Origin of the sequence: Pseudomonas sp. TWP3-1, from assembly GCF_049896625.1 — a bacterium.
Taxonomy (GTDB): Bacteria; Pseudomonadota; Gammaproteobacteria; order Pseudomonadales; family Pseudomonadaceae; genus Aquipseudomonas.
In genome coordinates, this window is the sequence record NZ_JAFCUQ010000025.1 from 13,376 (window position 1) to 39,664 (window position 26,289).

Below are 26,289 nucleotides of genomic sequence, written 5' to 3' on the forward strand. Positions count from 1 at the left end.
GTCGTTTTAGTTGTTCTATCGATCCATCGTTTACCGCGTCAGCATTGTTTCGTTACAGCAGTGGAGCGAGATAACCGGCCCAGCGCGACACCGCCTCGGGGCTGCGCAGCAGATCGTTGCGCACCTCGATCAGCACCGATGGCAGACCTCGGGCATCGCCGTGCACCGGCACGGTCATGTCGACCAGCGGGTCGATCTTGTACGGCTGATTTCCGGCGACTTTCAGCGGCTGCTGGCCGAGGCCGTCGAGAATGTGCCGGGCATATTCTTTGGCCTGACCGAACAACACGCCGGCTTCCAGCTCGCGCGGCTGGCCGTAATAAATCGGGGTGAAGCTGTGAATTCCTACCACACGCACCGGCCGGCCCTCGGCCAGGCGCGCATCGATCAGCTGTTGCAGGCGCGTGTGAAACGGCTTGAACAGCGTTTGGCGGCGGTATTCGCGCGTGGCTTCGTCCAGCTCGCGGTTGCCCGGCACCTGATAAATCTCGCTTTGCGCCGGGATGCTGTCCGGGGCATGCCGTGGGCGGTTGAGGTCGATCAACAGTCGTGAATAGTTGGCGCTCAACAGGGTGGCGCCGAGTTGTTCCGACAGTTGCTCGGCCAGTTCCCGCGCGCCGATATCCCAGGCAATGTGTTCACGCGCAGCAGCCTCGTCCAGGCCCAGATTATTCAGGGCCTCGGGGATGTAACGGCTAGCGTGCTCGCACACCAGAATCAGCGGATGCGTCGAGTCTGCGCGGCTCAGGTTGTAGACCGGTCGGGTGTACAACCCAAGCTCGGCGGATTCAGTACAGGCGTGCATAGTGCTCACACAAGTCAGCGGGCGAGAGCTGTTCCGTCAGCGCCAGTTCCTCGGTTTTAAGGGCGAAAAAGGTGTCGAGCAACGCGGCGGGCAACGCCGCAATCAGCGCCTCGCTGCGACGCAGGCAATCCAGCGCCTGCACCAGTGAGGCGGGCAGGGCGACGATGCCCCGCGCCTTGCGTTGTTCGCTGTTGAGAGAATCGGGAATGTCATCGGTGATTGCGTTCAGGGCCAGACGCTGTTCGATGCCCAGCCGCCCGGCGATCAACAGCGCAGCCATCGCCAGATGCGGCGAGGCGGTGGCGTCCATCGCGCGAAATTCCAGGTTGTACTGCGCCGCCACGGATTTGCTGCCCAGGCTCACGGTCGGACAGATGCGCAGCGCCGCTTCACGGTTCTGCTGCCCGAGGCACGCGTAGGATGCGCTCCAGTGATGTGGCTGCAAGCGCTCATACGACACCGGCGTCGGCGCAGTAAATGCACACAGCGCCGGCAAGTAATGCAACACGCCAGCCGCCCAGTGTTGGCCGAGGGTCGACAGGCCATTGCTGGTGCCCGCGTCGTACAAAATCGGTTGACCGCCCAGATCGAGCAGGCTGACGTGCAGGTGCACGCCGTTGCACACCGCGTCGGCGGCAGTTTTCGGCGCGAAGCTCAGATCCAGTCCCATCTGCCGGGCGATCTCGCGGGTAATTTCGCGCACGTTGACGGCACGATCCGCCGCCGCCACGCCAAAGGTCGGGCGGCAGGTGATCTCGTATTGATGCTTGCCGTATTCCGGCAGGAACATTTCCGGCTCGACCCCGCCAGCTCGCAGGGCGCTAAGCAGCCAGCCACCGAATTCCGCACCTTGACGCTGCGCTTCAAGCGAGAACGCCAAGTGCTCGGCAAAGCCTGCATGCAGATTGAATTCGTGTTCGAACGCGGCGTTGACCTGCAAGCCGAGTTGATCGCGATAACGCTCGATTTCATCGCGCAACAACGTGCGCGGACAGGCGCCCCACGGCCGGCCATCGGTCTCGCGGATGTCGCCATGGATGAAATCCAGCGCTGGCGCCGAGGCGTCCGGGCCATTGCCGACGGTCACACGGCTGGCCAGATCGGGAATCAACCGCAGATCACCATAAGCGCCCCACGGGTTGGTCGAGGCGATGACATCCTGCGGCGTCAACGCACTGTTGGCCGGCACCCAGCCGCAACCGGCAGCCTGATAATGCTCCAACTCATCGGTGGGAAACGAGCGACCACGGGTGATACCGATCAGGTCGGTGGTGACGATGGTGGTCATCGGCAACGGCGTCAGGCGCTCGCTCATGGCTGCATCTCCTGCAAACGGCCGAGCACGCTGTCGGTGTCAGTGATCCAGCAGTAACCCTTGATCGCGTTCAGGCACGCGTCATGTCGCGCCTCGGTGTAGGTCGCGCAGGCGTCGGCCACCAGCGTCACCAGATAGCCACGGTCGGCGGCGTCGCGCACGGCCATGTCCACGCATTGGTCAGTGACGATGCCGGCGATGATCAGATGCCGGGTTTCGAGGTTGCGCAGCACGTAATCAATGTTGGTCGAGTTGAAAACACCGGAGGAAGTCTTCGGCAGGACGATTTCATTTTCTGCCGGGGTCAGCTCGGCAATAACCTGCGCCTGCGGACTGCCCTTGGGCAAATGCATGTCCGACAGTTTGTGATCGAGCGAGCGGTCGCGGCCGTCAGCGGTCAGGCTTTCGATCAGCGTGTGCAATACGTTCTGCCGCGCATTGCGGAAAGCGTTGAGCAGGCGAACTTGATTAGGCACCACTTGCGTGTGGGTTCGATTGAGGAAGTACGCGGCGTCCGGCTCGTCGAGGTGCGGGTCGAACTGCGGCTCAAGCCAAGCACGCTGCATGTCCACCAGCAACAGCGCGGTGTGCCCGGTGACAAACGGCAGGTCCCGAGGCGAACGGTGGGGAAGGCTGAACATCCTTATTTATCCTCCAGCAAGTGAGTGTTGAAGTCGTTGCGCAAGGCGTCGATGCCTTCCAGGCGATCGGCCAGATCCGGGCTGCGCAACGTCAGACAGGCGATCAACGCTTCGACCTGAGCCAGCGCCGGGACCATGGTGTCGAACGGCGACGCCGATTCCACCGTGGCGCTGATGATCAGGTCGGCCATTTCACGCAGCGGCGAGGCATAGATGTCAGTGAACAGCACGACGCGGGCGTTGCTGTTCTTTGCGGCGCTGGCCACGCGCAGGGCCTGGGTCTGGTAGCGGCGATAGTCGAACACCAGCACCACGTCCTGACGTTGCAGGTCGAACAGGCGATCCGGCAGTTGCGGGTTGTCTTCCAGCGCAAAGCAACCGGGGCGCAGCAGGCGCAGGTGATTGAGCAGGTAAGTTGCCATCAGGCTGCTGAAACGCCCGCCAAAGCAGTACACCTGATGCCGCGTGTCGAGCAGCCAGTCGGTGAGGATGCGCACATCTTCGGGTTGCGTCAGCGATTGGGTTTCACCTAACTGGCGCTGACTGTCGGCCAGATAATGGCTCCATACATCGTCCTTGTTCTGGTGCGAACGCGGTTGCAACAGGGTGCGCGGCGAGCGCAGGCGATGATCCATGTCGCTGAGCAGCGCGTCCTGGAATTCGGCATAGCCACCGAAACCGAGTTTCTTCACCAGACGCACGATGGTCGGATCGCTGACGCCAGCATGTTCGGCCAGACGTGCCATTGGGCCGAGGCCATTGCGCGGGTACTGATCGAGCAAGGCGCGAACGACTTTGCGCTCCGACGGCGTCAATTCCAGGCCGGGGTCGGTGATCAGGTCTCTAAGAGGGGGCATCCGGGCTCCTGCTGGATGGGGGGATGTTGAATCTGCTTCATAATCCGTTAAAACAGTATTTATGTAACTGACGCTACATGTCTAGTGAATTTTTAGCGGATACGTTTGAGCTTTTAAATCGTGTAAGACGCCTGTGTAGCAGGGGTTACATGGATGTCGATCGTGGTTGTAGTCCATCGCCCATTGCGGTGTCAGATATCTCCGCTTCTTTGCGGTTGAACGCTTCACCGTGATGCCCTGGGTGCCGCGGATTACGGCACAATGGCTGCCCAAATGCGTCTTACCGACTTCTCCAACCGAGTGCCTTACCGTGCTGGCCACCCGTTTGACTCTGATTTGCCACGCTCGAACCGTCGCACAGAAACTGGCGTGTTTTCCTACAGATGAGCCTGTTGAAAATGTCGGGTTGGCGTCCTACTCGTTGGCGCCCCGGTTCGACAAGCGTTCACGTCTGATCTGCGGCCCGGAATTGCGCACTCGCCAGACCGCCGAATACTTCGGCGCCGATGCGCAGATAGATGACGCACTGCGCGATTGCGCCTGGGGACGCTGGCATGGTCAGTCGATCAAGGATTTACAGCGTCAGGAGCCTGAAGAGCTGCAGGCCTGGATCGACGATCCGCACGCCGCTCCGCATGGCGGTGAGTCTGTCGCGCAACTCGGCGCGCGCGTGGCCGTGTGGCTGGCATCCCTGCAATACACGCCGGGACATATTGTGGCGATCACTCACCCGTTCGTGATTCGCGCTGCGCTGACGCAAGTCATGCAGGGCAGCGCGGCGAATTGCATCGACGTCGAGCCATTGGCCGCGGTCGAACTGAGTTTTACCGGGCGCTGGCGGCTACGCTTGCCGGGTATCGACCTTCAAGGAGCGGATTCATGAAGCGATTGCTGGTCATCGGCATTGGCGCGGGCAACCCGGACTACATCACCATGCAGGCGGTCAAGGCGCTGAATCGCGTGGACGTGTTCTTTCTCATGGACAAGGGCCAGAGCAAGGACAAACTGATCGACCTGCGTCGTGAAATCTGCGAGCAATACATCACTGATCCCACGTACCGCTTCGCCGAAGCCCACAGCCCGGAGCGCGAGCGCGGCGATGTGGACTACAGCGCCAGCGTCGATGATCTGAACCGCGCCAAGCAACAGACCTTCGAACGGCTGATCAATGACGAATTGTCTGACGACCAGTGCGGCGGTTTTCTGGTGTGGGGCGATCCGGCGTTGTACGACAGCACGGTGCGCATTCTTCAGGCGATTCTGGCCTCGGGCCGCTGTGCTTTCGAGTTCGAAGTGATTCCCGGCATCACCAGCGTTCAGGCGTTGGCAGCGCAACATAAAGTGCCGTTGAACACCATTGGCCGCTCGATCGAAATCAGCACCGGGCGGCGTCTGGCGGCGGGGCAGGTGAGTGACACCGACAGTCTGGTGGTGATGCTCGATGCCGAAGATTCCTACCAGCAGGTGGCGGATCGCGAGACGCAGATCTATTGGGGCGCCTACCTGGGCACGCCGGATGAAATCCTCATCAGCGGCAAGCTCAAGGATGTCGCGGATCAGATCGAGCGAGTGCGCAAGGCTGCGCGGGCCGAGCATGGCTGGATCATGGACACCTATTTGCTGCGCAAGCCTTGAGGTTTAGCTCGACTGTCCCGGCCCCATCGCTGGCAAGTCGAATCGTCGCACCGCAGCTCCCACAGATTTTGCGTTGGAACACTATTCTGAGTACAGAACAAAACCCTGTGGGAGCTGGCTTGCCAGCGATGGCGTACTGAAATTCAGCTCAGGAAATCGCTTTGACCTTGTGCCCAAAGCGCTCGCGATACACCGACGGCGGCACACCGACCACGCTGCGAAACGCCACGCGGAAACTTTCCACCGAGCGGTAGCCGCAGCGCTCGGCAATCTGCTCGGTGTTCTGATGGGTGCTCTCCAACAACTCACGTGCCCGGGCCAGTCGTTCATGTTGCAGCCAGGCTTTCGGCGATTGGCCGCTAGCCTCGGAGAACCTGCGCAAAAACGTGCGCTCGCTCATCGCCGCTTCGCTGGCCAGATCGCGTACTTCCAGTGGTTCATGCAAACGCTCGCGTGCCCATTGCATCACCCGCGACAGATCGCTACGCGGCGTCGGGCTGACCGGGGTGGGAATGAATTGCGCCTGACCGCCGCTGCGTTGCGGCGACATCACCAGCCGCCGTGCCACGGAATTGGCCACCTGAGTGCCGAAGTCCCGCGCGACCAAATGCAGGCAAGCGTCGATCCCCGCCGCGCTGCCCGCCGAAGTAATCAACTGGCCGGAGTCGACATACAGCACATCCGGATCGACCGCGATCGCCGGAAAACGCTCGGCCAGTTCCGTGGTGTAGCGCCAGTGCGTCGTCGCGCCATGCCCATCGAGCAGGCCGCTGGCCGCCAGTACAAACACGCCTGAGCAGATCGACAGCAGCCGCGCACCGCGAGCGTGGGCCTGTCGCAGTGCATCGAGCAATTCTTCCGGCACTTGAGCACTGCGATCGCGCCAGCCAGGAATGATGATGGTGCGCGCCTGCGCCAACAGCTCCAGCCCGCCATCCGCGAGTATTTGAATGCCGCCCATGGCGCGCATCGGCCCTTGATCGACCGCAGCGATGCAGTGCTCGTACCAAGGGAAATCGAACTCCGGGCGCGCCAGACCGAAGATCTCCACGGCGATGCCGAACTCGAATGTACAGAGGCCGTCGTAGGCGAGGATGGCGACCAATCCAGGTGATTCAGGCATTTGGCGGAAACTTCCCGGTGAGTGTCTTGTGCGCCACTGTAGCCGCAAGCATCAGCTCGATAAAGTCTGTTCACACCCAAGCAGATGTAGGAGCAACACCGCATGACCAGCCTGGTTCGCCAAATCCCTGCCGCCCCGTCGGCGATTGCCCTGATGCATTTCAGCAACCGTCTGACCTTCGAAACCGATTGTTCCGACGTCTTCAGCAGCCAGCAGGCGGGCGAAGTCGATTTTGTGCTGGTGGACGTGCGCGGGCCGCTGGCCTTCGAGCGCGGGCATGTGCCGGGGGCGATCAATATTCCGGGGCGCGGGTTGACTGCCGACGGGCTCGCGGCCTACTCGAAAAGCACATTGTTTGTGGTTTATTGCGCAGGCCCGCACTGCAACGGCGCGAACAAGGCGGCGGTGAAACTGGCGGCGCTGGGCTATCCGGTCAAGGAAATGATCGGCGGGGTGACCGGGTGGCTGGATGAAGGATTCCAGTTGAGTGTGGCCCAGGCAAAAACGGCGCTTACGCCCATCCCATGTGATTGCTGAGACAAAATCGGGCTTTGTCCTACAACGTGTGCACCGCTCTGGCGCACACCTTTCCTACCACCCGTCAGTCGCCGATTTTATGTAAGTAATTGTCGCTTAAAAACAATTTGCCCCGTGCGCGCCGCCATAGACTGCCGACCACTTCGGTTTTTGCTCCTAAAAAGCCATCACCGAACGCTGAATCCAAAGCTGCCAATAAAAGTCTCCGCACACGGGAGTAATAAATGAAAAAGCTAGTGATGTTCGGTGCCTTGGCACTGTCGATGTTGTCTCTGACGGCTGTGGCTGATGACGCAAAACCGATCCGCATCGGTATCGAAGCCGGTTACCCGCCATTCTCGATGAAAACCCCTGACGGCAAGCTGACCGGCTTCGACGTCGACATCGGCGACGCGCTGTGCGAGCAGATGAAGGTCAAGTGCACGTGGGTCGAGCAGGAATTCGACGGCCTGATCCCGGCGCTGAAAGTGAAGAAGATCGACGCGATCCTGTCCTCGATGACCATCACCGACGACCGCAAGAAAAACGTCGACTTCACCATCAAGTACTACCACACCCCGGCGCGCTTCGTGATGAAGGCAGGCTCCGGCGTGAAAGACCCGCTGACCGAGCTCAAAGGCAAAAAAGTCGGCGTGTTGCGCGCCAGTACCCACGACCGCTACGCCACCGAAGTGCTGGTGCCGGCCGGCATCGAACTGGTGCGTTACGGCTCGCAGCAGGAAGCCAACCTGGACATTACTTCCGGTCGTCTCGACGCGATGCTGGCCGACTCGGTCAACCTGAGCGACGGTTTCCTGAAAACCGACGCCGGCAAAGGCTTCGAATTCGTTGGCCCGACCTACGAAGACGCCAAATACTTCGGCGGCGGCGCTGGCATTGCAGTGCGCAAGGGCGATAAAGAGCTGGCGGACAAATTCAACACCGCCATCACTGAAATCCGCGCCAACGGCAAGTACAAGCAAGTGCAGGACAAGTATTTTGACTTCGACGTCTACGGTCAGTAATACGCAATAGAAAAAAGTGGCCCCGTTACGCGGAGGCCACTTTTTTTGTGCCCGTGATTTATCCCGGGCAACGCCATTGCACTGTGCCAATCGCTAGCAGGCTAGCTCCCGCAGTGATCGCGTTCCGACAGAGGAATGCGATCTAATTGTGGGAGCCAGCCTGCTGGCGATGGCGGCATTCCAGGCGCTGCAACTTTAGGACAGTGTTAGGCTCTGCCCCGAACCCTGCACCCCGTGAAGGAACGCTCATGTTGAAGATGTTTGCCCTGTTGACCCTGCTGGCGTCGACCGTCGTCCACGCTCAAACCACGCTGCAAGGCGATCTGCCGCTGAAATACCTGGAGCAGGTCCACCCTGATGCCGAGCCGCGCCCGCTGGTGGTTTTTCTGCACGGTTACGGCAGTAACGAAGCGGATCTGATCGGCATGAAGTTTCAGCTGCCCAAGCAGTACAACTACCTGTCGGTGCAGGCGCCGATGGCGCTGGGCGAAGGACGTTTCCAGTGGTTTCGCAAGAAGGGCGAAGGTGCCTACAACGGCGAGACCGATGATCTGAAGGTCAGCGCGCAGAAATTGCGCGACTTTATCGCGGCAGCGGCGCAGAAATATCACGCGCAACCGGACAAGGTGTACCTGATCGGTTTCAGTCAGGGCGCGATGATGAGCTACGAAGTGGGGCTGCGCCAGCCTGCTGTGGTCGGCGGGATCGCGGCCTTGAGCGGGCGTCTGCTGCCGGTGCTCAAGGCGGAGCTCGAGGCCGATCAACAGCGTCCGCCGCTGAGCATCTTCATCGGCCACGGCACGGCGGATGACCGCGTGCCATACAGCGCGGGCACCGAAGCCGATGCGCTGTTGCAGAAACTTTCATACAAGCCGCAATTTCATGCCTATCCGGGCATCGGCCACAGCATCACTGCGGCCGAATTGCGCGACTTGAGCGCCTGGCTGCAACAGCTCAACCCGTGACGATCACTTGTCCTTGAGGATGGTTCTGATCAGTGCGTCGTGGCCGCTCTTGTCGCTGGCGCGGGAAATCACCTGCACCAGCGCCATGCGCGTGCCGGAACCGGCCATCAGTGTCGTGTTGAGGGTCTGGCCACCGCCCTGAGTGGCGGTGCTGTCGACTTCACGCAGGCCGAGGCCGCTGCCTTTCTGGGTCAGGCTTTTTTCGCTGAGCTTGTTGAAGTCCGGCAGGGCTTTGCGCTGAGCGTCGACGAAATCGGCCACGGTGCCGTCGAGGAACTCGCTGTCGTTGTCCTTGACGTTATTGCCGCCGGGAATCTGGTTTTCCGCAGCGATCACCACAGTCTTGGTGGTTGGGTTGGTGTACATCGTGCCCGTGGCGCCGGTCGCGCTGGCTGGCAGCGGATCGGCGCTGAACCCCTTGGGCAGGACAAAAGTGAACTTGCCGCCAAGCAGCGAGACTTTCTGCGTCGGTGCCTGTTCTTTGGCCTTGGCCGCCTGAGCATTAATGGCGGCGAAACCGACGACCGCTGCCAGCAACAGGACAACGGTTTTCTTGCTAAGCAATGACATTCGAATCTCCGAGGGATGGTCGCGCTTGGGCGGCGATCATCCCACGGAGCGCCCCCGGCACTCCAGAGCGGTTTGTCTGAGCGTGTTCAGGCGCGGGCGGCAACCGGTTTGGCCAGCAACTGCCGGGTGACACCCAGCATCGCTATAGAGACCGCGACAGCGATGCCGAATCCGCCGAAACCCAGGCTAGGCACCGTCAGCGCCAACACCAGACAAAACGCCGAAAACGAATACATCCCGGTCGCCGTCGCCCGCAGCAACGCAGCGGTAAATGCCGGGCCGCGCGTCTGCTGCGAGAACACCGCCATCACGCTGCCAAGCACCGGGAACACCGCAAGCAATCCGCTCCAGCGTTCGCCGACCGTGCTGGCGAGCAGGGTGACCAGCAGCGTCAACGCGGCGCCGGCGATCATCCGCCAGATCAATTTGTCCGACTTCGGCGCCTTGCTGTTGGCCACCGGTTGCACCTTTGGAAACAGATATGGCGCAGCGAGTAGCGCAATCGCAGCAGCGGCAATCGAAAACGGCAGCGACGCAGGGATAAGCGATAACACCACTGCCAGCGTGGCCCACACAGCCAGCGAAGTGATCAGCGCCAACGGCCAGTTCGCCCGCTGCGCGACCTGCGCATAGGTGATGCAGAACGCAATCATCGCGAACATCGCCGACAGCGCCGCCACCGCCGATTGCGCAGCAAACGCGGTGCCCTGTTCAATGGCGAGGAAAAACAGAATCGGCCCGACCACCACCGGCAACCCCGACAACCATCCGGCTACGCTTGGCCCCCAACGTTTGCCCGCCAGGGAAATCAGCAGCAGAAATCCGGGAATCAGCAGTAGTTTGAGGATCAGCACGCGGGTGTCTCCGTCGGGGGCAGGTCGTCACGTTAGCATTGGGAATAGCAGATTGCTGCATGGATATGCAGTTTTTGTATACAAAATTTTGGGCCGGACCCGACTAAACTCTGATTAACGAACGTCCTGGAGTTGATGCCGCAATGAACAAAGTGCCGAAGGTGTTACGCAAATTCTGCGGCATTGGATTGTTAGCGCTGCTGATCTCGCCAGCGTCGGCCAATTGGCAGGAAGCGGTGCCCGGCGCGCAGATCATCGGCACCGGGGAGTTCAGCGTGTTCGGTTTCGACGTGTACAACGCGCGACTGTGGAGCACGACGCGACCGCTGGCGGAGGGGCAACCGTTTGCGCTGGAGCTGATCTATCAGCGCAACATTTCCCGCGATGATCTGGTGCAGGCGAGTGTCGATGAGATCAAGCGGTTGGCCGGTTCCGCTGTCAGCCCCGCGCAACTGGCCGGCTGGCAGACGCAGATGCAGCAGGCGTTTGTCGACGTGCAGGCCGGGACGCGAATCACCGGTGTTTATCTGCCAGGGGAGGGCGCGCAGTTCTTCGTCGGTCAGCGCCTGCAGCATGAAATTGACGATCCGCAGTTCGCCCGGGCGTTTTTCGATATCTGGCTGGATCCGCGCACGCGCAATCCCGAATTGCGCCGGCAGTTGTTGGGTAAGTGAGTTCCGATGCTGTCGGGCATGGGCTGGAATCAGCCTGCATGCTGAAACAGACTGGAATACCAATTGTGGCGAGGGAGCTTGCTCCCGCTGGGCTGCGAAGCGGCCCCTGAAAATCTTCGTGTGAACAGAGATTTTTGCCAGCGCTGCGCACTGGAGCGGGAGCAAGCTCCCTCGCCACAGAGGCTATGTAAAACTCTGTAGTGCTCGTTTTGGCTTACGCGCGTTCCAGCGCCAGTGCCACGCCCTGACCGCCGCCAATGCACAGGGTCGCCAGACCTTTCTTCGCATCGCGCTTGATCATTTCATGCAACAGCGTCACCAGCACGCGGCAGCCCGAAGCGCCAATCGGATGGCCGAGGGCGATGGCGCCGCCGTTGACGTTGACCTTGTTCATGTCCCACTGCAGGTCCTTGGCCACTGCCAGCGATTGCGCAGCGAAGGCTTCGTTGGCTTCGATCAGATCAAGTTGCTCGATTGACCAACCGGCCTTGTCCAGGCAGCGGCGAGTCGCCGAAACCGGGCCGATGCCCATGATTGCTGGATCAACCCCGGCGTTGGCGTAGGCAGCGATTTTCGCCAGCACCGGCAGGCCGAGAGCCTTGGCTTTCTCGGCGCTCATGAGAATTACCGCGGCAGCACCGTCGTTCAGCGACGAAGCATTGCCAGCGGTGACGCTGCCGTCCTTCTTGAATGCCGGGCGCAGCTTGGCCAGCGATTCGGCCGTGGTCTCGCCACGCGGTTGCTCATCAACCTTGAACGCAACCGGATCGCCCTTGCGCTGCGGGATCAGGATCGGAGTAATTTCATCGACAAAACGCCCGGCTTCGATGGCAGCAGCGGCTTTCTGCTGGGATGCAGCGGCGAATGCGTCTTGCTGTTCGCGGCTGATCTCGTACTTATCGACCAGATTCTCGGCGGTGATGCCCATGTGATAGTCGTTGAAGGCATCCCACAGACCATCGCTGATCATGGTGTCGACGATTTGTGCGTGACCCATGCGCAGACCGGTGCGTGCGCCAGGCATCACGTAGTTGGACAGGCTCATGTTTTCCTGGCCGCCGGCGATGATCACGTCAGCGTCGCCGCAACGAATCGCCTGAGCGCCCAAGTGCAAAGCTTTCAAACCCGAACCGCAGACCTTGTTCAGCGTCATGGCCGGCACCGCGTGGGGCAGGCCGGCCTTGATCGCCGATTGACGCGCCGGGTTCTGGCCGGCGCCGGCAGTCAGCACCTGGCCCATGATCACTTCATCGACCTGCGTACCGTCCAGACCGGTTTGTTCGAGCAACTGGCGGATTACTGCAGCGCCCAGGTCTACGGCGGATACGCTGGCCAGCGAACCCTGAAAACTGCCGATCGCGGTGCGCGTGGCGGCAACAATTACGACGTCTTGCATGTGCGAATTCCTCACTGGGCAGCGAACTGCATTTCCGGTACGTGATCCGGGACGATCAGTTTACCTGCGGTTTTGGCGACGATTTCCTCGATGCTGACGCCAGGTGCGCGTTCTTTGAGGACAAAAGCGCCATTTTCGATTTCCAGATAGGCGAGATCTGTCAGCACGCGTTTGATGCACCCGGCACCGGTCAGCGGCAGGCTGCAACGTGGCAGCAGTTTCGACTCACCGTCCTTGGACGCGTGGGTCATGATGACGATGATGTTGTCGGCGCCGGCCACCAGATCCATGGCGCCGCCCATGCCTTTGACCAGTTTGCCGGGGATCATCCACGAGGCGATGTTGCCTTCGACGTCCACTTCGAATGCGCCGAGCACGGTCAGGTCGACATGACCGCCACGGATCATCGCAAAGGACTCGGCCGAGGAGAAAATCGAAGCGCCGATGCGTGCGGTCACGGTTTGTTTGCCGGCGTTGATCATGTCGGCGTCGATGGTTTCTTCAGTCGGGAAAGGACCCATGCCGAGCAGGCCATTTTCCGATTGCAGCATGACTTCCATGCCTTCGGGAATGTAGTTGGCGACCAGGGTCGGAATGCCGATGCCGAGGTTCACGTAGTAGCCGTCCTGCATTTCGCGTGCGACGCGCTGAGCCATTTGTTCGCGGGAAAGTGCCATGTTGTTGTTCTCCGTAGGCCTGAATTATTTGCGGATGGTGCGCTGTTCGATGCGTTTTTCGAACGTGCCGCAAATGACCCGGTCGACGTAGATGCCGGGCGTGTGGATGTGCGCCGGATCGAGCTCGCCGGGCTCGACGATTTCTTCGACTTCGACCACGGTGATCTTGCCGGCAGTGGCGGCCAGCGGATTGAAGTTTTGCGCGGTGTGGCGGTAGATGACGTTGCCGAAGTGGTCGGCTTTCCAGCCTTTGACGATGGCGAAGTCGCCGGTGATGGATTCTTCCATCAGGTACTTGCGACCGTTGAATTCACGCACTTCCTTGCCATCGGCAACCGGAGTGCCGACGCCGGTGGCGGTGAAGAATGCCGGGATGCCGGCGCCGCCCGCGCGCATTTTTTCGGCGAGAGTGCCTTGCGGAGTCAGGACGACTTCGATTTCACCGCTGAGCAGTTGTTCTTCGAACAGTTTGTTTTCGCCGACGTAGGAGGCGACAACCTTGCTGATCTGGCGGTCGGTGAGCAGCACTCCAAGGCCAAAGCCATCGACGCCGCAGTTGTTGGAAACGACGGTGAGGTCGCGGGTGCCTTTGCGCTTGATCTCGGCGATCAGGTTTTCCGGAATGCCGCACAGACCGAAGCCACCGGCGATTACGGTCATGCCGTCTTCAAGTCCGGCGAGAGCTTCCTCGTAGGAATACACGCGCTTGTCGAAACCTGCCATATGCACCTCTTTTATTGTTTGTAGGCTGGCTAGCCGAGTGACTGGAGTGTCGCGCCGGTGGATATATTTGTTAAGTTGATTTTTACGGTTGATTGATTGATAAAGCTCATCAATTCATTCGCGACAGTTCGGGAAGCATAGCGCCCATGACCATCAAACAGATTCGCGCCTTTCTTGCTGTGGCTCAGAGCCTGAGTTTCGCGGTCGCCTGCGAGCGTCTGCACCTGTCGCAATCGGCGCTCAGTCTGACGATCAAGGCGCTGGAGGAGGGGCTGGGCGGGCGGCTGTTCAGCCGCAACACGCGTAACGTTGCGCTGACTCCGGAAGGCGAAGCGTTACTGCCGCTGGCCCGCCGGTTGATCGCCGATTGGGACAACGCCGAAGACGAAATGCGTCAGCGCTTCAGCCTGCAACGCGGGCGCGTGACGCTGGCGGCGATGCCGTCGTTTGCCGGCAACCTGCTGCCGCCGATTCTCAAGACCTTCCGCGCGCTGTATCCGAACGTCAGCGTGACAGTCAACGACGTGATCAACGAACAGGTGCATGAAATGGTGCGTGATCGGCAGGTCGAGCTGGGCGTGGCGTTCGAGCCGATGCAGAGCACTTCACTGACCTTTACGCCGCTGTACATGGACCGCTTCGTTGCGGTGGTGCCACAGGATTCACCGTGGGCCGAACGTACTGATATCGACTGGGAAACCCTGCTGCAGCAACCGTTCATTACCTTGCAACGGCCATCGACTGTGCGGGTGATGCTGGAAGAACACTTGCAGGCGCGAGGGATGAAGTTACCGGTGGAATTTGAAAGCCATCAACTGGCTACGGTCGGGCGGATGGTTGCCAGTGGCCTGGGCGTGAGCGCGGTACCGGCGTTGTGCGCGGGGCAGATGCGCGAATTAGGCGCGCGGTGTCTGACGTTGCATGAGCCTGTGGTGGAGCGGGCGATTGGCGTGCTGACGGAGCCGGGGAATGAATTGTCGGCGGCGGCGCAGGCGCTATTTGACATCCTCAAGGCTGAACACCAATCCGTGTAGGAGGGGCCGCAGGGCGTGTGTTCAGGGGGTGAAGTGTTGGGCCAGCAGGGGCAGAAGCTGTTCACAACACGCTTCGAGCTTCAGACTCAGCAAATCATCCGCCCGCGTCTTGCCCAGATTGATCGCAATCAACGGCTTGCCGCGATCCGCAATCACCCGGCACAGGCGAAACGCCGAATACGCCATCAACGACGATCCAACCACCAACATCCCCGCTGCATTCTCCGCCGCAGCCATCGCCTTGGCCGCTGTGGCCTGGGCCACGTTTTCACCAAAAAACACCACATCCGGTTTCATCCGCTCGCCTGCGCAATACGGACAGTGCGGCACCTGAAACCGCGCTTCAAACGCAGAATCGAGCAGGGTATCGCCGTCCGGCGCCTGCACCGCGTCGACTCCGGCCAGATAAGGATTCTGCGCTTCCATCAGTTGCTGAATCGCATCACGCTCGCTGCGCTCTCCGCAATCCAGACACAGCACCCGATGCAGACTGCCATGCAACTCGACCACGTCATGACTGCCGGCCTGATCGTGCAAGGTGTCGACGTTCTGCGTGATCAGACCGCTGATCCGCCCATGGTTTTGCAGATTCGCCAGAGCCTCGTGTGCTGCATTCGGCCGCGCCACGCGCACCCGCGGCCAGCCGAGCATCGCCCGCGCCCAATAGCGGCGCCGCGATTCGGGCGCGGAGAGGAATTCCTGATACATCATCGGCTGCCGGCCACGGCGCACGCCATCACTGTCGCGATAATCGGGGATCCCCGACGCGGTGCTGATGCCCGCGCCGGTCAGCACCACAAAGTCGCCGCCGGCCATGGCTTCGAGCACGTAGTCGAGAGAGTCGGGCATGAGGCAGCGCTCCGCAGGCGTTGAGGTGCCAGCAGAGTAGCACTCGAGATTATTTACGCGCCTCCAGAATCAGGTTGAACGGTGTCTGCGTCGCGCGGCGGAACTGTCTGAATCCGGCCTCGCTGAACACCTTGCGCAACCGCGCCTCACCGGCCTGCGCACCCAGCCCGAGGCCAACTTCTTGCGACAGTGAGTTCGGCGTGCAGATGAACGTCGAGGCCGCGTAGAACAACCGTCCGACCGGGGTGATGTTTTCATCCAGCGTATCGTTGGCGAACGGCTCGACCAGCAGCACCGTGCCGTCATCTTTCAACGATGCATAAGCATGCTTCGCCGCGCCGACCGGGTCGCCCATGTCGTGCAGGCAATCAAAAAAGCACACGAGGTCGTAATCCTCGCCGGGAAAATTTTTCGCCGAGCCCTGAAAGAATTTGGCCCGGCTGCTCACACCACCTTCTTCTGCACGCTGAGTGGCGACAGTGATTGACGGCGCGTGATAGTCGAAACCGTCGAACCGCGAGTTGGGATAAGCCTGCGCCATGATCACCGTGGATGCACCATGTCCGCAGCCGACATCGGCGACTTTCGCGCCTGCTTCGAGTTTCGCCACGACACCGTCCAGCGCCGGCAACCATTCGGCAATCAAATGCCCTTTATAGCCGGGGCGGAAAAACCGTTCTGTGCCGCTGAACATGCACGGATGGTGGTCGCCCCACGCCAGCGCGCCGCTGCCGCGCATGGCTTTGACCATTTTGTCTTTGTCATGGAACAGCGCTGCCACCACGCCGAGACCCGCGGCGACGTACACCGAGGAGTCTTCTTTGGCCAGGGCCAGCGCTTGTTCTTCCGGCAGGCGGAATTTGCCGTCAAGGTGTTCCATGTAGCCGGAAGCAGCGTGGGCGCTGAGCCATTCGCGCAGCAGCCGCGCATTGCAGGCGGTTTTTTCGGCAAGGGATTCGGCGCTGATCGGTAGGCTGTCGGCCATCGCTCGATACAGCCCAAGTTCTTCGCCGAGGATGACATTGGCGAGCATCGCTGCGCCGCCCATGTCGTTGACCAGCTTGCCCATGAATTCGTTGAGTCTGGCCTCGTCCATGTCATGTGCTCCTGATACAGGATCACAGTCCGGTGGCGTTGGGAGTCGAGGCATGCACCACCGGGCGGTGGTCGTGGAAACGGGCAGGGCTCACGACGCCTGCGGCCCCCTCGACTGGGTAATTACAGAGTCTAGCCGTTCTTTAATCCTGTGGGAGCGGGCTTGCCCGCGATGGCGTCAAGTAAGTGTTGAAGATGTTGACTGTTCCGGCCTCTTCGCGGAGAGCGGCCGGTGCAGGTCTCGGCACTGGCTTGGCCGTTGGCTTATACGTGGCCGGTGCAAATGCTCGGCCCGGATAATCAGCCGGACACAGCCCTGCATTCATGAACAGCGGTTTGGCATTGCTGCGGCAGATGCATGAGGAGGCTGTAGTGGGCGTCGTCTGAATCAAATCCGGGGGATCAACCAGCCTGGAGGATTGGGGTGAAGTTCGTAGAAACGGCGCAGTTGCGTCATGTCGTGCTCAAACCAGGTGCCAAGCCAGTGACGGTATTGCTTCTGCGCTGAAGGCTGCACAACGGGGTGCTCAAGGCAATCGTATACCGCTTGACCCGCCTGCATGCCGGTGATCAGGGCCTTGAGTACACCGTGAGAAGACGCCGGATCGAGCAGGCTGGCCGCGTCGCCAACCATGAAGTAACCGCTGGCGGCCGCCGCAGTGCTGATACGCCACGAGACATCGGCGCCCAGGATGGCACCCTTCGAGGGCAAGTGTCGCAACGCTTTGGGAACGCTTGGCGCGTGCGGGTTGTGTACGTCAAACGCCAGATGGGTCCAGTGCGTCAACTGCTCCTGCACCCTGGCGACCCATGTCCATCCACCGTCTTCGGCGAAAAAATGCGGAGCCTGTTGATAGGGCGCCGGACAACCCTGAACGTAACCGTAACGTGCCACCAGGCGTGGTGAACAGCGGCGCAAGGCCAAGCCCAACTGGCGATGCAACCATGCTGATGCGCCGCTGGCATCGATCAGGAATTCGGCGTAGACGGGGCCGGAATCAGTGTGTACGCCGGTCACGCGATTGTCGTGGGTGAGCACCTTGAGTGCACGACACGGTTGATGCACCGTAACCCCGAGCGCTACGGTGCGCTGCAATAACGTCGCGTCCAGGCTTGCCCGGGCAATCTGGAAGCCCCGCCACGGACCACTATCGTCGCCACCAAACGCGTGGAAACGCAGCGGCTCGCTCCATTGCACCCAGTGCCCGTCGAAGCGCAGGGCATCTTGCAAGCACAATTGCCCGGCGATACCCAATTGCTGCAGCAGTGGTTCGACGCCCGGATGCAGACTTTCGCCAGGTCGAAACCGTGGGAACGTATGGCGTTCGACCAGCGCCACGCGCAGACCGCGCAGAGCGCAAGTGATTGCCACCGCACACCCCGCCGGGCCGGCGCCGATCACCACTGCGTCAAAGGGCTTCAAGGGCGAGTTGCCATTCGGCATTTTGCGTTTTGATCAGTATCGTATCGGCACTGACGAACAGCAGAACCTGTTGTTTGACCTGCACATCCCTCAATTTGAAATCTTCAGGAGGTGTGCTTTCGGCGCCCCGTTCGTACACATGGAAGCGATAGATCCAGCCTCGCAACACCAGGCCTACCTGCTGTTGTGCAACCGACAGCTCTGCGTCCGGGCACTGAACATCAATGAAGGAACGCAGCGGCCACAAGCTGCGCAGGACCTTGTCGGTGCCGGCCCCGAGCACGTTGTACACGCGGTACATCGAGAGCACCCGGTTTTGGTATTGCTGTTGTGTGACCGCGCCGGTCAGTTGCAAGGAGAACTTGTTAGCAACGGCGACTCTGGTGTAGTCGCTATGGTCGTAAGCACCGTAGCGAACGTACGTCTGACCTTCATCCTCTATCAGTTGCGGGGTGGGCTGATTGTCCCAGGCGATACCGCTCACTCCGGATTCTGCACTGGATACCGGGATGATGGTATGTAGGCTGGCGCGCTGCTCGAAACTGCCGGTACCGTCCGGGACCAGACCGGGCCAGAAAGAACTCAGCGCCGAGCAAATTTTCACATCCTCGGTGAAAGGACTCGCCAACTGATAACCGGCGAGGAAATTGATCCAACTGCCATCCGGTTCCTGTTGACGAATCCAGCCTGTGTCCCAACCCGGAGCGAAAAGTCCGGCGGCACCATCCGGCAGGTTAGTTGGACGGTCAATCTCGGCCAAGCGCAGGTTATCGGAGGATGGCGTGCCAGACTGGTGTGGTAATCCGACAATTGCCGTCACTCCCCGATCCTGAGGGGAAAAGGGCAGACCCTCGAACGTCAAATTGGCGCAGTAGCGCACATTTGACAAGGCCTCCAGTCGGGCATTCCAGATGTTCGGGTCGGCAAAGGCCGGCACCTGTTGCGCCCAGCGCATCAGGCGCCGCTGGTTGCAGAACGGGAAAAAATCCATGGGCCCAATGATCGAATAGGCGGCTATCGATAACAACTGTTGCAGTGCCGTACACCGGGCGCGGATGTATCCATCGGCTGTGCTGTCCTGATAGTGCAAGGCGCGATATCCACCTTGTTTCACCAACTCGGCCACGCCAACTCGAAGGTTGAGATCCTCTACTGTGCCATCGTCGTGCAGCATCGATCGGCCATGAATCATGCCTCCGGAGTTTTTGGGCATGATGAAGGACAGCAATTGCCCCTGGTAATATGCCGGTTCGGCGAGTCGGGGTTTGGCCTCAGGCAGCAGCAGAGCCGATCCCGATCCAGGTTCGACCTTCAACGTTGCCAGACCGTCGGTGACGAGAAAGGGCGCCCGGGAAATATCCGGCTCCTGCCATCCTGTCCCGGTGTGGCGCAGGTGTATATGACGAATCTTGTCGTTGATATGAAAATGCTCGAACTTCAGCTTCAGATCGTGCCGGGCGAGGCATTCCTTGCCATTGAACAACTTGTGTATCGGCACCCAGAATTTCAGTGCGGGATCGACGTCCGACTGGAAATCCATCGGCCCGAACTGTTCGGCATTTCCTTGAAGTTGCACGGCAATCCAGGCGCTGTATTGCACCGGCATCACTCGGATGCCATACGCAGAATCTTCCACAAACGGCAAAAAACAGCGCAGTTGGGGGTTATACAACGCGTCGGTGTTGCCGACACGCGCTATGCCTGTACGGGAAAAACACAGATCAGCGTGCTCGCCGTGCACGGTGTCGGCGGCGCAGCGGTATTCGCTGGCGAATACTGCCACCGCCAGCGGCGCGTCTTGAACTTGTCGCTGCAGATCTCTGAGCGTGGGCGGATTGACGCCGAACACATAATTCAGAACCGCTTCGATCTCTGCAGGGGAGGGATACGTTCCCAGCGGTGCTCCGCTGGCATCTACGGTAACGCGAGGTGAAGCAAATGCGTGGTAGAGCAGGCTTTGCTCTGGCCGCAACGGTTCGATCGCCCGATTGCCGGCCATACAAAAATCTGCGAAACCGGGAACCTTGCGGTTGATACTCAGCGGTTTGAGCAATTCGGCCTTGAGTGGAACCGCGAGGATGTCGAGGCCATGCGCGAGCATCAGGGAGTGCCAGCCGTAGGGTGCAAGTCGCCGACAGGCTTGGGCAACGGTATCGAGCAGAGACATGGATGACCACGCGACGGTTGAGCGAGGTGTTATCCCACAGCAATTTCGCGTGGTCGGCTACTGTCAGATCTGACAGTAGCGACCGATGGCGCTCAGCTTGATGGCAACTTCAGCTCGACGCACAGTCCGCCACGTTCCCTATTGCTCAATATCAACGATCCCCCCAGCGCCATCGCCAGTTGCTGGGCAATCGCCAGTCCCAATCCCGTGCCGCCCGTGCTGCGATTACGCGAGTTTTCCACGCGATAAAACGGCTCCATCACGTGGACCAGTTCCTCTTCGGCAATCCCCGGTCCGCGATCCATGACCTTGATCGAGAGACCGCCACTGTTGCGTTCAACCAGCAGCTCAGCCGCACCGGCGAATTTCAACGCGTTATCCGTCAGATTCACCAGTACCCGGCGCAACGCATGTGGGCGGGTGTCGATCACCACCTGACTTTTGCCGCGCAATTGCACGTCCTTGCCCATGTCTTGATAGTCGAATACCAGGCTGTCGAGAAACGAGTCCAGATCAGTACGCCGACTTTCCTCGGTCGAACCGTGGATGCTTCGCGCATAGGCCACGCCCTCGCGCACCAGATGCTCCATCTCGCCAAGGTCGTTGCACAGCTTGTCCTTTTCCAGCGAGTCGTCCATGAACTCGGCACGCAGTTTCATGCGGGTGATCGGCGTTTGCAGGTCATGGGAGATCGCCGCCAGCAGTTGCATGCGTTCCTTGAGATACGCAGCAATCCGCGCCTGCATCGCGTTGAAGGCGCGGGCGGCGTAGGCCACTTCGCTCGGGCCTTGTTCGTCGAGATTGATCGGGTGGGCATTGGGATCAAGCGTTTCCACGGCGTTGGCCAGACGCGTGAGCGGGCGGATGGCGATGCGCACCGCCAGCCAGGTGCAGGCGAGCATCAGCGCCAATTGCCCGAGCAAAACCACCGGTAACCATGGCGACAGCGGCACCATCGCCGGGCGCACGTCGATGGTCACCGGGCTGCCATCGCTCAGGCGCAGGTGGCCCTGAAAGTGCTTTTGCGGGCCGGGGTTGTCGGTGAAGGTCAGCGGATAGGCATCACCAATTGCATCGGTGATCGAGGTGACGGCAATGGGCACATCACCAGGGCCGATAGGCGTACCCGGTTCACCCTCGCTCAGCAGGTAGCCGTAGTTGTTGCGCGCCAGGCGCTTGAGCCACGCCGGGCGTTCTTCGGCTGGCAAGCGGTCGAGTATGGCAATTGAAGTCGACACGTCGGTTTCGAGGTTGCCGAGCATGGTGTTTTTCGCGCTCTGATAGCGCTCGTAATACTGCGCGCCGAACGACAGCGCCTGCGCCAGGATCAGCCCGATCAGGAAGATCAACGACACTCGCGAAGCCAGGGTGCGCGGCCAGCGCAGGGCGAAACTCATGCTGGCGCACCGAGAATTTCCACCGGCAGCGAGAACACATAACCTTCGCTGCGCACGGTTTTGATGTAGGCCGGCTCACGCGCGTCGTCGAGCAAGCGCTGGCGCAAGCGACTCACCAGCAAATCAATGGAACGGTCGAACAGATCGGCGTCACGACCCTGAGTCAGATTGAGCAATTGATCGCGGCTCAATACCCGTTGCGGATGATCGAGAAATACCCGCAACAGTCGATATTCCGCGCCGCTGAGGGCAACCATGGTGCCGTCGCTGTCGAGCAGATGCCGGGCCGAGGTATCAAGCTGCCAGCGACCGAACGCCAGCAGCCGACCGCTTTCAGTCACGATCAGATTCGGCGGCAGCATCCGCGTGCGGCGCATCACGGCGTTGATCCGGGCCAGCAACTCGCGAGCGGCGAAGGGTTTGGTCAGGTAGTCGTCGGCACCCATTTCCAGACCGACGATGCGGTCGGTTTCATCGTTGCGCGCGGTGAGCATCAATACCGGCGTGGCCTTGTGTTTGCCTGCGCGTAGTTCGCGACACAGAACCAGGCCATCGTCGCCGGGCATCATCAGGTCAAGCACGATCAGATCGACCGTGTTGGTTTCGAGAAAACTGCGCATCTGCCGGCCATCAGCGACCACGGTAGTGCGCAGGCCGTTTTTCTTCAGGTAATTGCCGACCAGTTCGCGAATCTCGCGGTCGTCGTCGACGATGAGAATGTGATCGACATGATCCATGGGCCAAACCTCAATCGAAGGGGAATGCCACGCAGTTTATCGAGCCTTTACGAGCGTGCCTGCCGGCCTTTGTATTGCAGTGTATCTGGCACGACGCCGGATACACACGCAGGTAAATATCCTGCTTTTGTATGGCTGTGTATCCCGGGCGTGTGCGGATACATAGCGATTGATTCACCGCATTTGCCGACACATGCCCGATACCTCGCCAGCCTTGAATGAGTGCCATCGAGGCCGATGCCCAGCGCCTCGGCCCAATATAGCCCTCAAGGTGAATCCCATGTTCCTCATAGCGTTCCTCGGCGGCCTGTTGACCGTCCTCAGCCCGTGCATCCTGCCGGTAGTGCCGTTTCTGTTCGCTGGCGCCGACCGCAGTCGTGCCTCAATCCTGCTGACACTGGGCGGCATGGCGCTGACCTTTGCACTGATTTCCAGCCTGGCGGTGGTCAGCAGCGAGTGGGTGATTCAGGCCAGCAACAGCGGTCGCCATATTGCTTTGATCGTCATGACAGTGTTCGCACTGTCGCTGATTTCGGCGCGGATCGGCGACTGGCTGGCGCGGCCGTTTGTGATGCTTGGCAATCGCCTTGATCCGGACACCCGCAAGAAGGCCGGGCCGCTGCGCTCGGTCATGATCGGCGTCGCCACCGGGTTGCTGTGGGCGCCGTGTGCCGGGCCGATTCTCGGAGTGATTCTCACTGGCGCGATGCTGCAAGGCGCCAATGCCCAGACCAGCCTGTTACTGCTGGCCTACGGCGCAGGCAGTGCGTTGTCCTTGGGAGCGTTGATATTCGCCGGTCGCGGCCTGGTCAATCGGCTTAAGCCGTCGATTCCGTTCAGCGGCTGGCTGCGCAGGGGGGCGGGTGTTGCAGTGCTGGCGACGGCAGCGGTGATTGCTACCGGAACCGACAATCTGCTGCTCGCGAAAACTTCATCCGAAGGCGTGGCCACCGTAGAGAAAAAAGTACTGGAAAACGTGCCGAAGGTGGTCGACTACCTGGTCAGCAAAGTACGTGCGGACTCGATCGAGGATAACGCGAGCAAAGGCGCGATGCCGTCGCTCGCCGGCGCTGTGCAATGGCTCAATTCTCCTGAACTGAGCGCCGAATCCCTGCGCGGCAAAGTGGTGCTGGTGGATTTCTGGACTTACGACTGCATCAACTGCCAGCACACCCTGCCGTACGTCAAAGAGTGGGAGCAGAAATACGCGAAGGACGGCCTGGTGGTGATCGGCGTGCACACCCCGGAATATGGCTATGAGCGGATCATCGATAACGTCAAGGATCAGGTGAAAAAGCTCGGCATCACCTACCCGGTGGCGATCGACAACAACTACGCGATCTGGCGCAACTTCGACAACCAGTACTGGCCGGCGCACTACCTGATCGATGCCAAGGGGCAGGTGCGTTACACCCACTTTGGCGAAGGGCGCTACGAAGCCCAGGAGCAGATGATTCAGCAGTTGCTCCAGGAAGCGAAAGCGCCTGCTGCGTAAACCACGAACAACAATGGCTCAGAGGTCGCGCACCATGAGCCATTGGTCGTTGTCCCAGGCGCTAAAGCGCTCCAACACCGTCCAGCCGCGTTTGGCGTAGTAGTCCTGCTTGTTCTGCGTGTGCAGATAAATGCGTGGCAGACCGCGTTTTTTTGCCTCCTCGGCAATGCCTTCGATCAGTCTTTCAGCCAGGCCCTGGCCGCGGGATTCGGGGCTGACCAGAACGCAGGCCAGCCACGGCCCCAGATCCGGCCGCAGAGCAAGATCCGCTCGCGCCAGCGCCGCACCGCCCAAGAGTTTTTCATCCTCCAGCGCGATCAGGCACGGCCAGTGGCCGTTGGTTTGTCCCTCGGCGAATTCTCGCTGCCATTCGGCCAACGGTTGCTGGGCGTATTCGTAATGAAATTGCTGATGGATCCATGCGGCGTAGGTGTCGCTGTGCTGCATGTGATCGGCTAGCCATTCGAAGCGTAAAGACATGGTTGCAGTCCGTTGGCGGGGGCGGGAATGCATCAGAGCCGATTAGCAGGTGCATTGGCAATCGCCGCAGTGTTTCGGTGGCTTTACAGAATCCGCCCATTCATCGGCGAAACCCCGGTTTTGCTGGATTGGCAGACGATTGACGGGGACGCCATGCAACCCCCGCGCGATAGTAGATTCCGCCTGATCCAATCTGCCTTGGAGCACCCATTCATGAGTACCCCGATTGATCTGTCTGCCCTGAAGGAACGCCAGAAAGTCGCTTGGGCCAGTGGCGATTACGCCGTCATCGGCACCACCTTGCAGATTGTCGGCGAAAGCCTCGCCGAAGCCTGCGACCTGCGTTGCGATGAAGAGGTGCTGGATGTCGCTGCCGGCAATGGCAATGCCACCCTCGCTGCGGCACGGCGGGGATGCCTGGTGACATCCACCGACTACGTCGCGGCGCTGCTGGAGCGCGGTCAGGATCGGGCGCGGGCCGAGCATCTGGACGTGACCTTTCAGGTCGCTGACGCGGAAGCGCTGCCGTTTGCCGATGGCAGTTTCGAGGTGGTGCTATCCACATTCGGGGTGATGTTCGCGCCGGATCAGGTCAAGGCCGCTGCCGAGCTGGCGAGGGTTTGCCGCAAAGGCGGGCGCATCGGTCTGGCCAACTGGACGCCGGAAGGCTTCGTCGGCCAGATGTTCAAGACCCTCGGCCGGCACCTGCCGCCACCTGCCGGTGCGCAACCGCCGTCGAATTGGGGCGCGGAAGCCTGGCTGCACTCGCAGTTCGATGAACGCCATTTCCTGCTGCAGATCAGCCGCCGACACTTCAACTTCCGCTATCGCTCGGCGGCGCACTTCATCGATATTTTTCGCCACTGGTACGGGCCGGTGCACAAAGCGTTCGCGGCATTGCCGCCGGAGAGTGGCTTGGCGCTGGAAGGGGATTTGACGGAGTTGATCGAGCGTATGAACCGCGCGGGGCCGGATTCGATGGTGGTGCCGAGTGAGTATCTGGAAGTGGTGATTACCAAGCGGTGAATCATCGCGGGAGCGAGCAGGCTCGCTCCCGCACAATCGACTATTTCAGAGAGGCGCCATCAAACCACTCCAGCGCCGTGCGCCAGATGCAGATCCCCAGAAAGTAAGCCGACGCCAGCAGCCACAACCCCATCACCAGCGGATTGATCACGGGATGGTTAAGCACAAGCGACAAACTGCACAGCAGCCAGATCGCCGTCACTGCAATATTGATCGGCATGAAGCGCCGCACGCGAAACGGGTGCAGGAATTTCATACGCGTCACGGTCAGCAGTGCCAGGCCAATAACGGTCAGGAAAGTGATCCACGGCCCCGGCGCGATGATGTACAGGCACAGCGCAACGACGTTCCACGCGGCCGGGAAGCCGACAAAGTAGTTGTCCTTGCTCTTCATGTTGACGTTGCAGAAACAGAACAGCGACGACACCAGAATCAGCGACACGCTCAGTAGCAGGGTGTAGTCGGGCAGCGGAATATAGCGGTAGATAAACAGTGCCGGGATGAACACGTACGTCAGGTAATCGATCACCAGGTCGAGGATCGAGCCGTCGAAACTCGGTAGCACAGATTGCACGTTGACTTTGCGCGCGAGTGCGCCGTCGAGGCCATCGACGATCAGCGCCACGCCCAGCCACATCAGGCAATGGGTCGGCTGGTTCTCCAGCAGGGCGAGGGTGGCCAGAAACGCGGTGACCACGCCGGTCGCGGTAAAACCATGGGCGCCCCAGGCCTTGAGCCTGGCGATGTGGACGGTCGATATCACGGGGGCGTTCTCCAGAAATTCATACAAGCCGGTTGCACCTTCAGGCA

27 protein-coding genes are annotated in these 26,289 nt (G+C 60.5%); 9 read left to right on the plus strand and 18 right to left on the minus strand.

The features are described from left to right. Nucleotides 1-52: 52 nt before the first annotated feature. The 4 genes from ACP7BN_RS25225 to ACP7BN_RS25240 are packed head-to-tail and all read right to left on the minus strand — an operon-like array spanning nt 53 to nt 3,618. Nucleotides 53-805 carry an N-formylglutamate amidohydrolase gene (locus tag ACP7BN_RS25225; RefSeq protein WP_426206543.1) on the minus strand — a complete coding sequence of 251 codons (753 nt, stop codon included), beginning with the start codon at nt 803-805 and terminating at the stop codon, nt 53-55. Continuing rightward, on the minus strand, nt 789-2,120 hold the full coding sequence (locus ACP7BN_RS25230; RefSeq protein WP_426206544.1) for a glutamine synthetase: 1,332 nt from the start codon (nt 2,118-2,120) through the stop codon (nt 789-791). The genes ACP7BN_RS25225 and ACP7BN_RS25230 overlap by 17 nt, the downstream gene beginning before the upstream one ends. Then, nucleotides 2,117-2,761 (minus strand): isochorismatase family cysteine hydrolase, encoded by a 645-nt coding sequence (locus ACP7BN_RS25235; RefSeq protein WP_426206545.1) that lies wholly within the window; start codon nt 2,759-2,761, stop codon nt 2,117-2,119. The genes ACP7BN_RS25230 and ACP7BN_RS25235 overlap by 4 nt, the downstream gene beginning before the upstream one ends. A 2-nt stretch (nt 2,762-2,763) precedes the next feature. After that, nucleotides 2,764-3,618 (minus strand): MurR/RpiR family transcriptional regulator, encoded by an 855-nt coding sequence (locus ACP7BN_RS25240; RefSeq protein ID WP_426206546.1) that lies wholly within the window; start codon nt 3,616-3,618, stop codon nt 2,764-2,766. A gap of 310 nt (nt 3,619-3,928) precedes the next feature. Here ACP7BN_RS25240 and ACP7BN_RS25245 point away from each other — a divergent pair, with 310 nt between their 5' ends. Together ACP7BN_RS25245 and cobF are read left to right on the plus strand one after the other, a co-directional pair. Beyond that, nucleotides 3,929-4,501 (plus strand): histidine phosphatase family protein, encoded by a 573-nt coding sequence (locus tag ACP7BN_RS25245; RefSeq protein ID WP_426206547.1) that lies wholly within the window; start codon nt 3,929-3,931, stop codon nt 4,499-4,501. Further along, nucleotides 4,498-5,253, plus strand: coding sequence for a precorrin-6A synthase (deacetylating) (cobF, locus tag ACP7BN_RS25250; RefSeq protein WP_426206548.1), 756 nt, complete (start codon nt 4,498-4,500; stop codon nt 5,251-5,253). The genes ACP7BN_RS25245 and cobF overlap by 4 nt, the downstream gene beginning before the upstream one ends. A gap of 148 nt (nt 5,254-5,401) precedes the next feature. On the opposite strand, the gene ftrA is transcribed toward cobF, so the two are convergent. Continuing rightward, on the minus strand, nt 5,402-6,376 hold the full coding sequence (gene ftrA / locus ACP7BN_RS25255) for a transcriptional regulator FtrA (protein WP_426206549.1): 975 nt from the start codon (nt 6,374-6,376) through the stop codon (nt 5,402-5,404). Nucleotides 6,377-6,478: 102 nt separating this feature from the next. Between ftrA and ACP7BN_RS25260 the strand changes: the two genes are divergently transcribed. From ACP7BN_RS25260 to ACP7BN_RS25270, 3 genes are all read left to right on the plus strand, one after another. Next, on the plus strand, nt 6,479-6,913 hold the full coding sequence (locus ACP7BN_RS25260) for a rhodanese-like domain-containing protein (protein WP_426206550.1): 435 nt from the start codon (nt 6,479-6,481) through the stop codon (nt 6,911-6,913). A gap of 224 nt (nt 6,914-7,137) precedes the next feature. Then, a complete protein-coding gene (locus ACP7BN_RS25265; protein WP_420649496.1) occupies nt 7,138-7,917 on the plus strand; it encodes an ABC transporter substrate-binding protein in 780 nt (259 codons plus the stop codon). 248 nt (nt 7,918-8,165) lie between these two features. Continuing rightward, nucleotides 8,166-8,882, plus strand: coding sequence for an alpha/beta hydrolase (locus ACP7BN_RS25270; RefSeq protein WP_426206551.1), 717 nt, complete (start codon nt 8,166-8,168; stop codon nt 8,880-8,882). A gap of 3 nt (nt 8,883-8,885) precedes the next feature. Here ACP7BN_RS25270 and ACP7BN_RS25275 read toward each other — a convergent pair whose 3' ends face one another. Continuing rightward, nucleotides 8,886-9,452 (minus strand): hypothetical protein, encoded by a 567-nt coding sequence (locus ACP7BN_RS25275; RefSeq protein WP_426206552.1) that lies wholly within the window; start codon nt 9,450-9,452, stop codon nt 8,886-8,888. 86 nt (nt 9,453-9,538) lie between these two features. After that, nucleotides 9,539-10,306, minus strand: a complete 768-nt coding sequence (locus ACP7BN_RS25280) for a hypothetical protein (RefSeq protein ID WP_426206553.1) — start codon at nt 10,304-10,306, stop codon at nt 9,539-9,541. A gap of 143 nt (nt 10,307-10,449) precedes the next feature. Here ACP7BN_RS25280 and ACP7BN_RS25285 point away from each other — a divergent pair, with 143 nt between their 5' ends. Beyond that, nucleotides 10,450-10,980, plus strand: coding sequence for a chalcone isomerase family protein (locus ACP7BN_RS25285; protein ID WP_426206554.1), 531 nt, complete (start codon nt 10,450-10,452; stop codon nt 10,978-10,980). A gap of 214 nt (nt 10,981-11,194) precedes the next feature. Here ACP7BN_RS25285 and ACP7BN_RS25290 read toward each other — a convergent pair whose 3' ends face one another. From ACP7BN_RS25290 to ACP7BN_RS25300, 3 genes are read right to left on the minus strand one after another with little or no spacing between them, the layout of a single operon-like run. Further along, nucleotides 11,195-12,376: an acetyl-CoA C-acetyltransferase gene (locus ACP7BN_RS25290; RefSeq protein WP_426206555.1), complete on the minus strand. Its 1,182-nt coding sequence runs from the start codon at nt 12,374-12,376 to the stop codon at nt 11,195-11,197. 11 nt (nt 12,377-12,387) lie between these two features. Further along, nucleotides 12,388-13,053, minus strand: a complete 666-nt coding sequence (locus ACP7BN_RS25295; protein WP_420649490.1) for a CoA transferase subunit B — start codon at nt 13,051-13,053, stop codon at nt 12,388-12,390. A gap of 24 nt (nt 13,054-13,077) precedes the next feature. Then, nucleotides 13,078-13,776: a CoA transferase subunit A gene (locus ACP7BN_RS25300; RefSeq protein ID WP_426206556.1), complete on the minus strand. Its 699-nt coding sequence runs from the start codon at nt 13,774-13,776 to the stop codon at nt 13,078-13,080. Nucleotides 13,777-13,922: 146 nt separating this feature from the next. On the opposite strand from ACP7BN_RS25300, the gene ACP7BN_RS25305 reads away from it, so the two are divergent. After that, nucleotides 13,923-14,810 (plus strand): LysR substrate-binding domain-containing protein, encoded by an 888-nt coding sequence (locus tag ACP7BN_RS25305; RefSeq protein WP_426206557.1) that lies wholly within the window; start codon nt 13,923-13,925, stop codon nt 14,808-14,810. A gap of 21 nt (nt 14,811-14,831) precedes the next feature. On the opposite strand, the gene ACP7BN_RS25310 is transcribed toward ACP7BN_RS25305, so the two are convergent. From ACP7BN_RS25310 to ACP7BN_RS25335, 6 genes are all read right to left on the minus strand, one after another. Then, nucleotides 14,832-15,659: an NAD-dependent protein deacetylase gene (locus ACP7BN_RS25310; protein WP_426206558.1), complete on the minus strand. Its 828-nt coding sequence runs from the start codon at nt 15,657-15,659 to the stop codon at nt 14,832-14,834. Between the two features lie 49 nt (nt 15,660-15,708). Next, entirely contained in the window at nt 15,709-16,755 is a 1,047-nt protein-coding gene (locus ACP7BN_RS25315; RefSeq protein WP_426206559.1) for a methyltransferase domain-containing protein, read from the minus strand. 387 nt (nt 16,756-17,142) lie between these two features. After that, nucleotides 17,143-18,177, minus strand: a complete 1,035-nt coding sequence (locus ACP7BN_RS25320; protein WP_426206560.1) for an NAD(P)/FAD-dependent oxidoreductase — start codon at nt 18,175-18,177, stop codon at nt 17,143-17,145. Continuing rightward, nucleotides 18,164-20,344, minus strand: coding sequence for a hypothetical protein (locus ACP7BN_RS25325; protein WP_426206561.1), 2,181 nt, complete (start codon nt 20,342-20,344; stop codon nt 18,164-18,166). The genes ACP7BN_RS25320 and ACP7BN_RS25325 overlap by 14 nt, the downstream gene beginning before the upstream one ends. A gap of 92 nt (nt 20,345-20,436) precedes the next feature. Next, nucleotides 20,437-21,741, minus strand: coding sequence for an ATP-binding protein (locus tag ACP7BN_RS25330; protein ID WP_426206562.1), 1,305 nt, complete (start codon nt 21,739-21,741; stop codon nt 20,437-20,439). Next, nucleotides 21,738-22,478, minus strand: a complete 741-nt coding sequence (locus ACP7BN_RS25335) for a response regulator (protein ID WP_426206563.1) — start codon at nt 22,476-22,478, stop codon at nt 21,738-21,740. Before ACP7BN_RS25335 ends, ACP7BN_RS25330 begins: the two co-directional genes overlap by 4 nt. A 280-nt stretch (nt 22,479-22,758) precedes the next feature. Here ACP7BN_RS25335 and ACP7BN_RS25340 point away from each other — a divergent pair, with 280 nt between their 5' ends. Next, nucleotides 22,759-23,973: a cytochrome c biogenesis protein DipZ gene (locus ACP7BN_RS25340; protein ID WP_426206564.1), complete on the plus strand. Its 1,215-nt coding sequence runs from the start codon at nt 22,759-22,761 to the stop codon at nt 23,971-23,973. Nucleotides 23,974-23,991: 18 nt separating this feature from the next. On the opposite strand, the gene ACP7BN_RS25345 is transcribed toward ACP7BN_RS25340, so the two are convergent. Further along, complete coding sequence (locus ACP7BN_RS25345) at nt 23,992-24,453, minus strand: GNAT family N-acetyltransferase (protein ID WP_426206565.1); 462 nt, start codon at nt 24,451-24,453, stop codon at nt 23,992-23,994. A gap of 213 nt (nt 24,454-24,666) precedes the next feature. On the opposite strand from ACP7BN_RS25345, the gene ACP7BN_RS25350 reads away from it, so the two are divergent. Further along, nucleotides 24,667-25,479, plus strand: coding sequence for a class I SAM-dependent methyltransferase (locus ACP7BN_RS25350; RefSeq protein WP_426206566.1), 813 nt, complete (start codon nt 24,667-24,669; stop codon nt 25,477-25,479). A gap of 40 nt (nt 25,480-25,519) precedes the next feature. Here ACP7BN_RS25350 and pcsA read toward each other — a convergent pair whose 3' ends face one another. Beyond that, the gene (pcsA, locus tag ACP7BN_RS25355; RefSeq protein ID WP_420649590.1) at nt 25,520-26,242 is read right to left on the minus strand and encodes a phosphatidylcholine synthase; all 723 of its coding nucleotides are present in this window, start codon (nt 26,240-26,242) and stop codon (nt 25,520-25,522) included. Nucleotides 26,243-26,289 lie beyond the last annotated feature (47 nt).

Coding starts and splice junctions, on each gene's coding strand:
- ACP7BN_RS25345 (WP_426206565.1), bottom strand. CDS start 24,453: ATGTCTTTACGCTTCGAATGGCTAGCCGATCACATGCAGCACAGCGAC.
- ACP7BN_RS25235 (WP_426206545.1), bottom strand. CDS start 2,761: ATGTTCAGCCTTCCCCACCGTTCGCCTCGGGACCTGCCGTTTGTCACC.
- ACP7BN_RS25325 (WP_426206561.1), bottom strand. CDS start 20,344: ATGTCTCTGCTCGATACCGTTGCCCAAGCCTGTCGGCGACTTGCACCC.
- ACP7BN_RS25270 (WP_426206551.1), top strand. CDS start 8,166: ATGTTGAAGATGTTTGCCCTGTTGACCCTGCTGGCGTCGACCGTCGTC.
- ACP7BN_RS25240 (WP_426206546.1), bottom strand. CDS start 3,618: ATGCCCCCTCTTAGAGACCTGATCACCGACCCCGGCCTGGAATTGACG.
- ACP7BN_RS25260 (WP_426206550.1), top strand. CDS start 6,479: ATGACCAGCCTGGTTCGCCAAATCCCTGCCGCCCCGTCGGCGATTGCC.
- ACP7BN_RS25310 (WP_426206558.1), bottom strand. CDS start 15,659: ATGCCCGACTCTCTCGACTACGTGCTCGAAGCCATGGCCGGCGGCGAC.
- ACP7BN_RS25225 (WP_426206543.1), bottom strand. CDS start 805: ATGCACGCCTGTACTGAATCCGCCGAGCTTGGGTTGTACACCCGACCG.
- ACP7BN_RS25275 (WP_426206552.1), bottom strand. CDS start 9,452: ATGTCATTGCTTAGCAAGAAAACCGTTGTCCTGTTGCTGGCAGCGGTC.
- ACP7BN_RS25295 (WP_420649490.1), bottom strand. CDS start 13,053: ATGGCACTTTCCCGCGAACAAATGGCTCAGCGCGTCGCACGCGAAATG.
- ftrA (WP_426206549.1), bottom strand. CDS start 6,376: ATGCCTGAATCACCTGGATTGGTCGCCATCCTCGCCTACGACGGCCTC.
- ACP7BN_RS25330 (WP_426206562.1), bottom strand. CDS start 21,741: ATGAGTTTCGCCCTGCGCTGGCCGCGCACCCTGGCTTCGCGAGTGTCG.
- ACP7BN_RS25350 (WP_426206566.1), top strand. CDS start 24,667: ATGAGTACCCCGATTGATCTGTCTGCCCTGAAGGAACGCCAGAAAGTC.
- ACP7BN_RS25300 (WP_426206556.1), bottom strand. CDS start 13,776: ATGGCAGGTTTCGACAAGCGCGTGTATTCCTACGAGGAAGCTCTCGCC.
- ACP7BN_RS25285 (WP_426206554.1), top strand. CDS start 10,450: ATGAACAAAGTGCCGAAGGTGTTACGCAAATTCTGCGGCATTGGATTG.
- ACP7BN_RS25230 (WP_426206544.1), bottom strand. CDS start 2,120: ATGAGCGAGCGCCTGACGCCGTTGCCGATGACCACCATCGTCACCACC.
- ACP7BN_RS25340 (WP_426206564.1), top strand. CDS start 22,759: ATGTTCCTCATAGCGTTCCTCGGCGGCCTGTTGACCGTCCTCAGCCCG.
- ACP7BN_RS25305 (WP_426206557.1), top strand. CDS start 13,923: ATGACCATCAAACAGATTCGCGCCTTTCTTGCTGTGGCTCAGAGCCTG.
- ACP7BN_RS25315 (WP_426206559.1), bottom strand. CDS start 16,755: ATGGACGAGGCCAGACTCAACGAATTCATGGGCAAGCTGGTCAACGAC.
- ACP7BN_RS25265 (WP_420649496.1), top strand. CDS start 7,138: ATGAAAAAGCTAGTGATGTTCGGTGCCTTGGCACTGTCGATGTTGTCT.
- ACP7BN_RS25335 (WP_426206563.1), bottom strand. CDS start 22,478: ATGGATCATGTCGATCACATTCTCATCGTCGACGACGACCGCGAGATT.
- cobF (WP_426206548.1), top strand. CDS start 4,498: ATGAAGCGATTGCTGGTCATCGGCATTGGCGCGGGCAACCCGGACTAC.
- ACP7BN_RS25290 (WP_426206555.1), bottom strand. CDS start 12,376: ATGCAAGACGTCGTAATTGTTGCCGCCACGCGCACCGCGATCGGCAGT.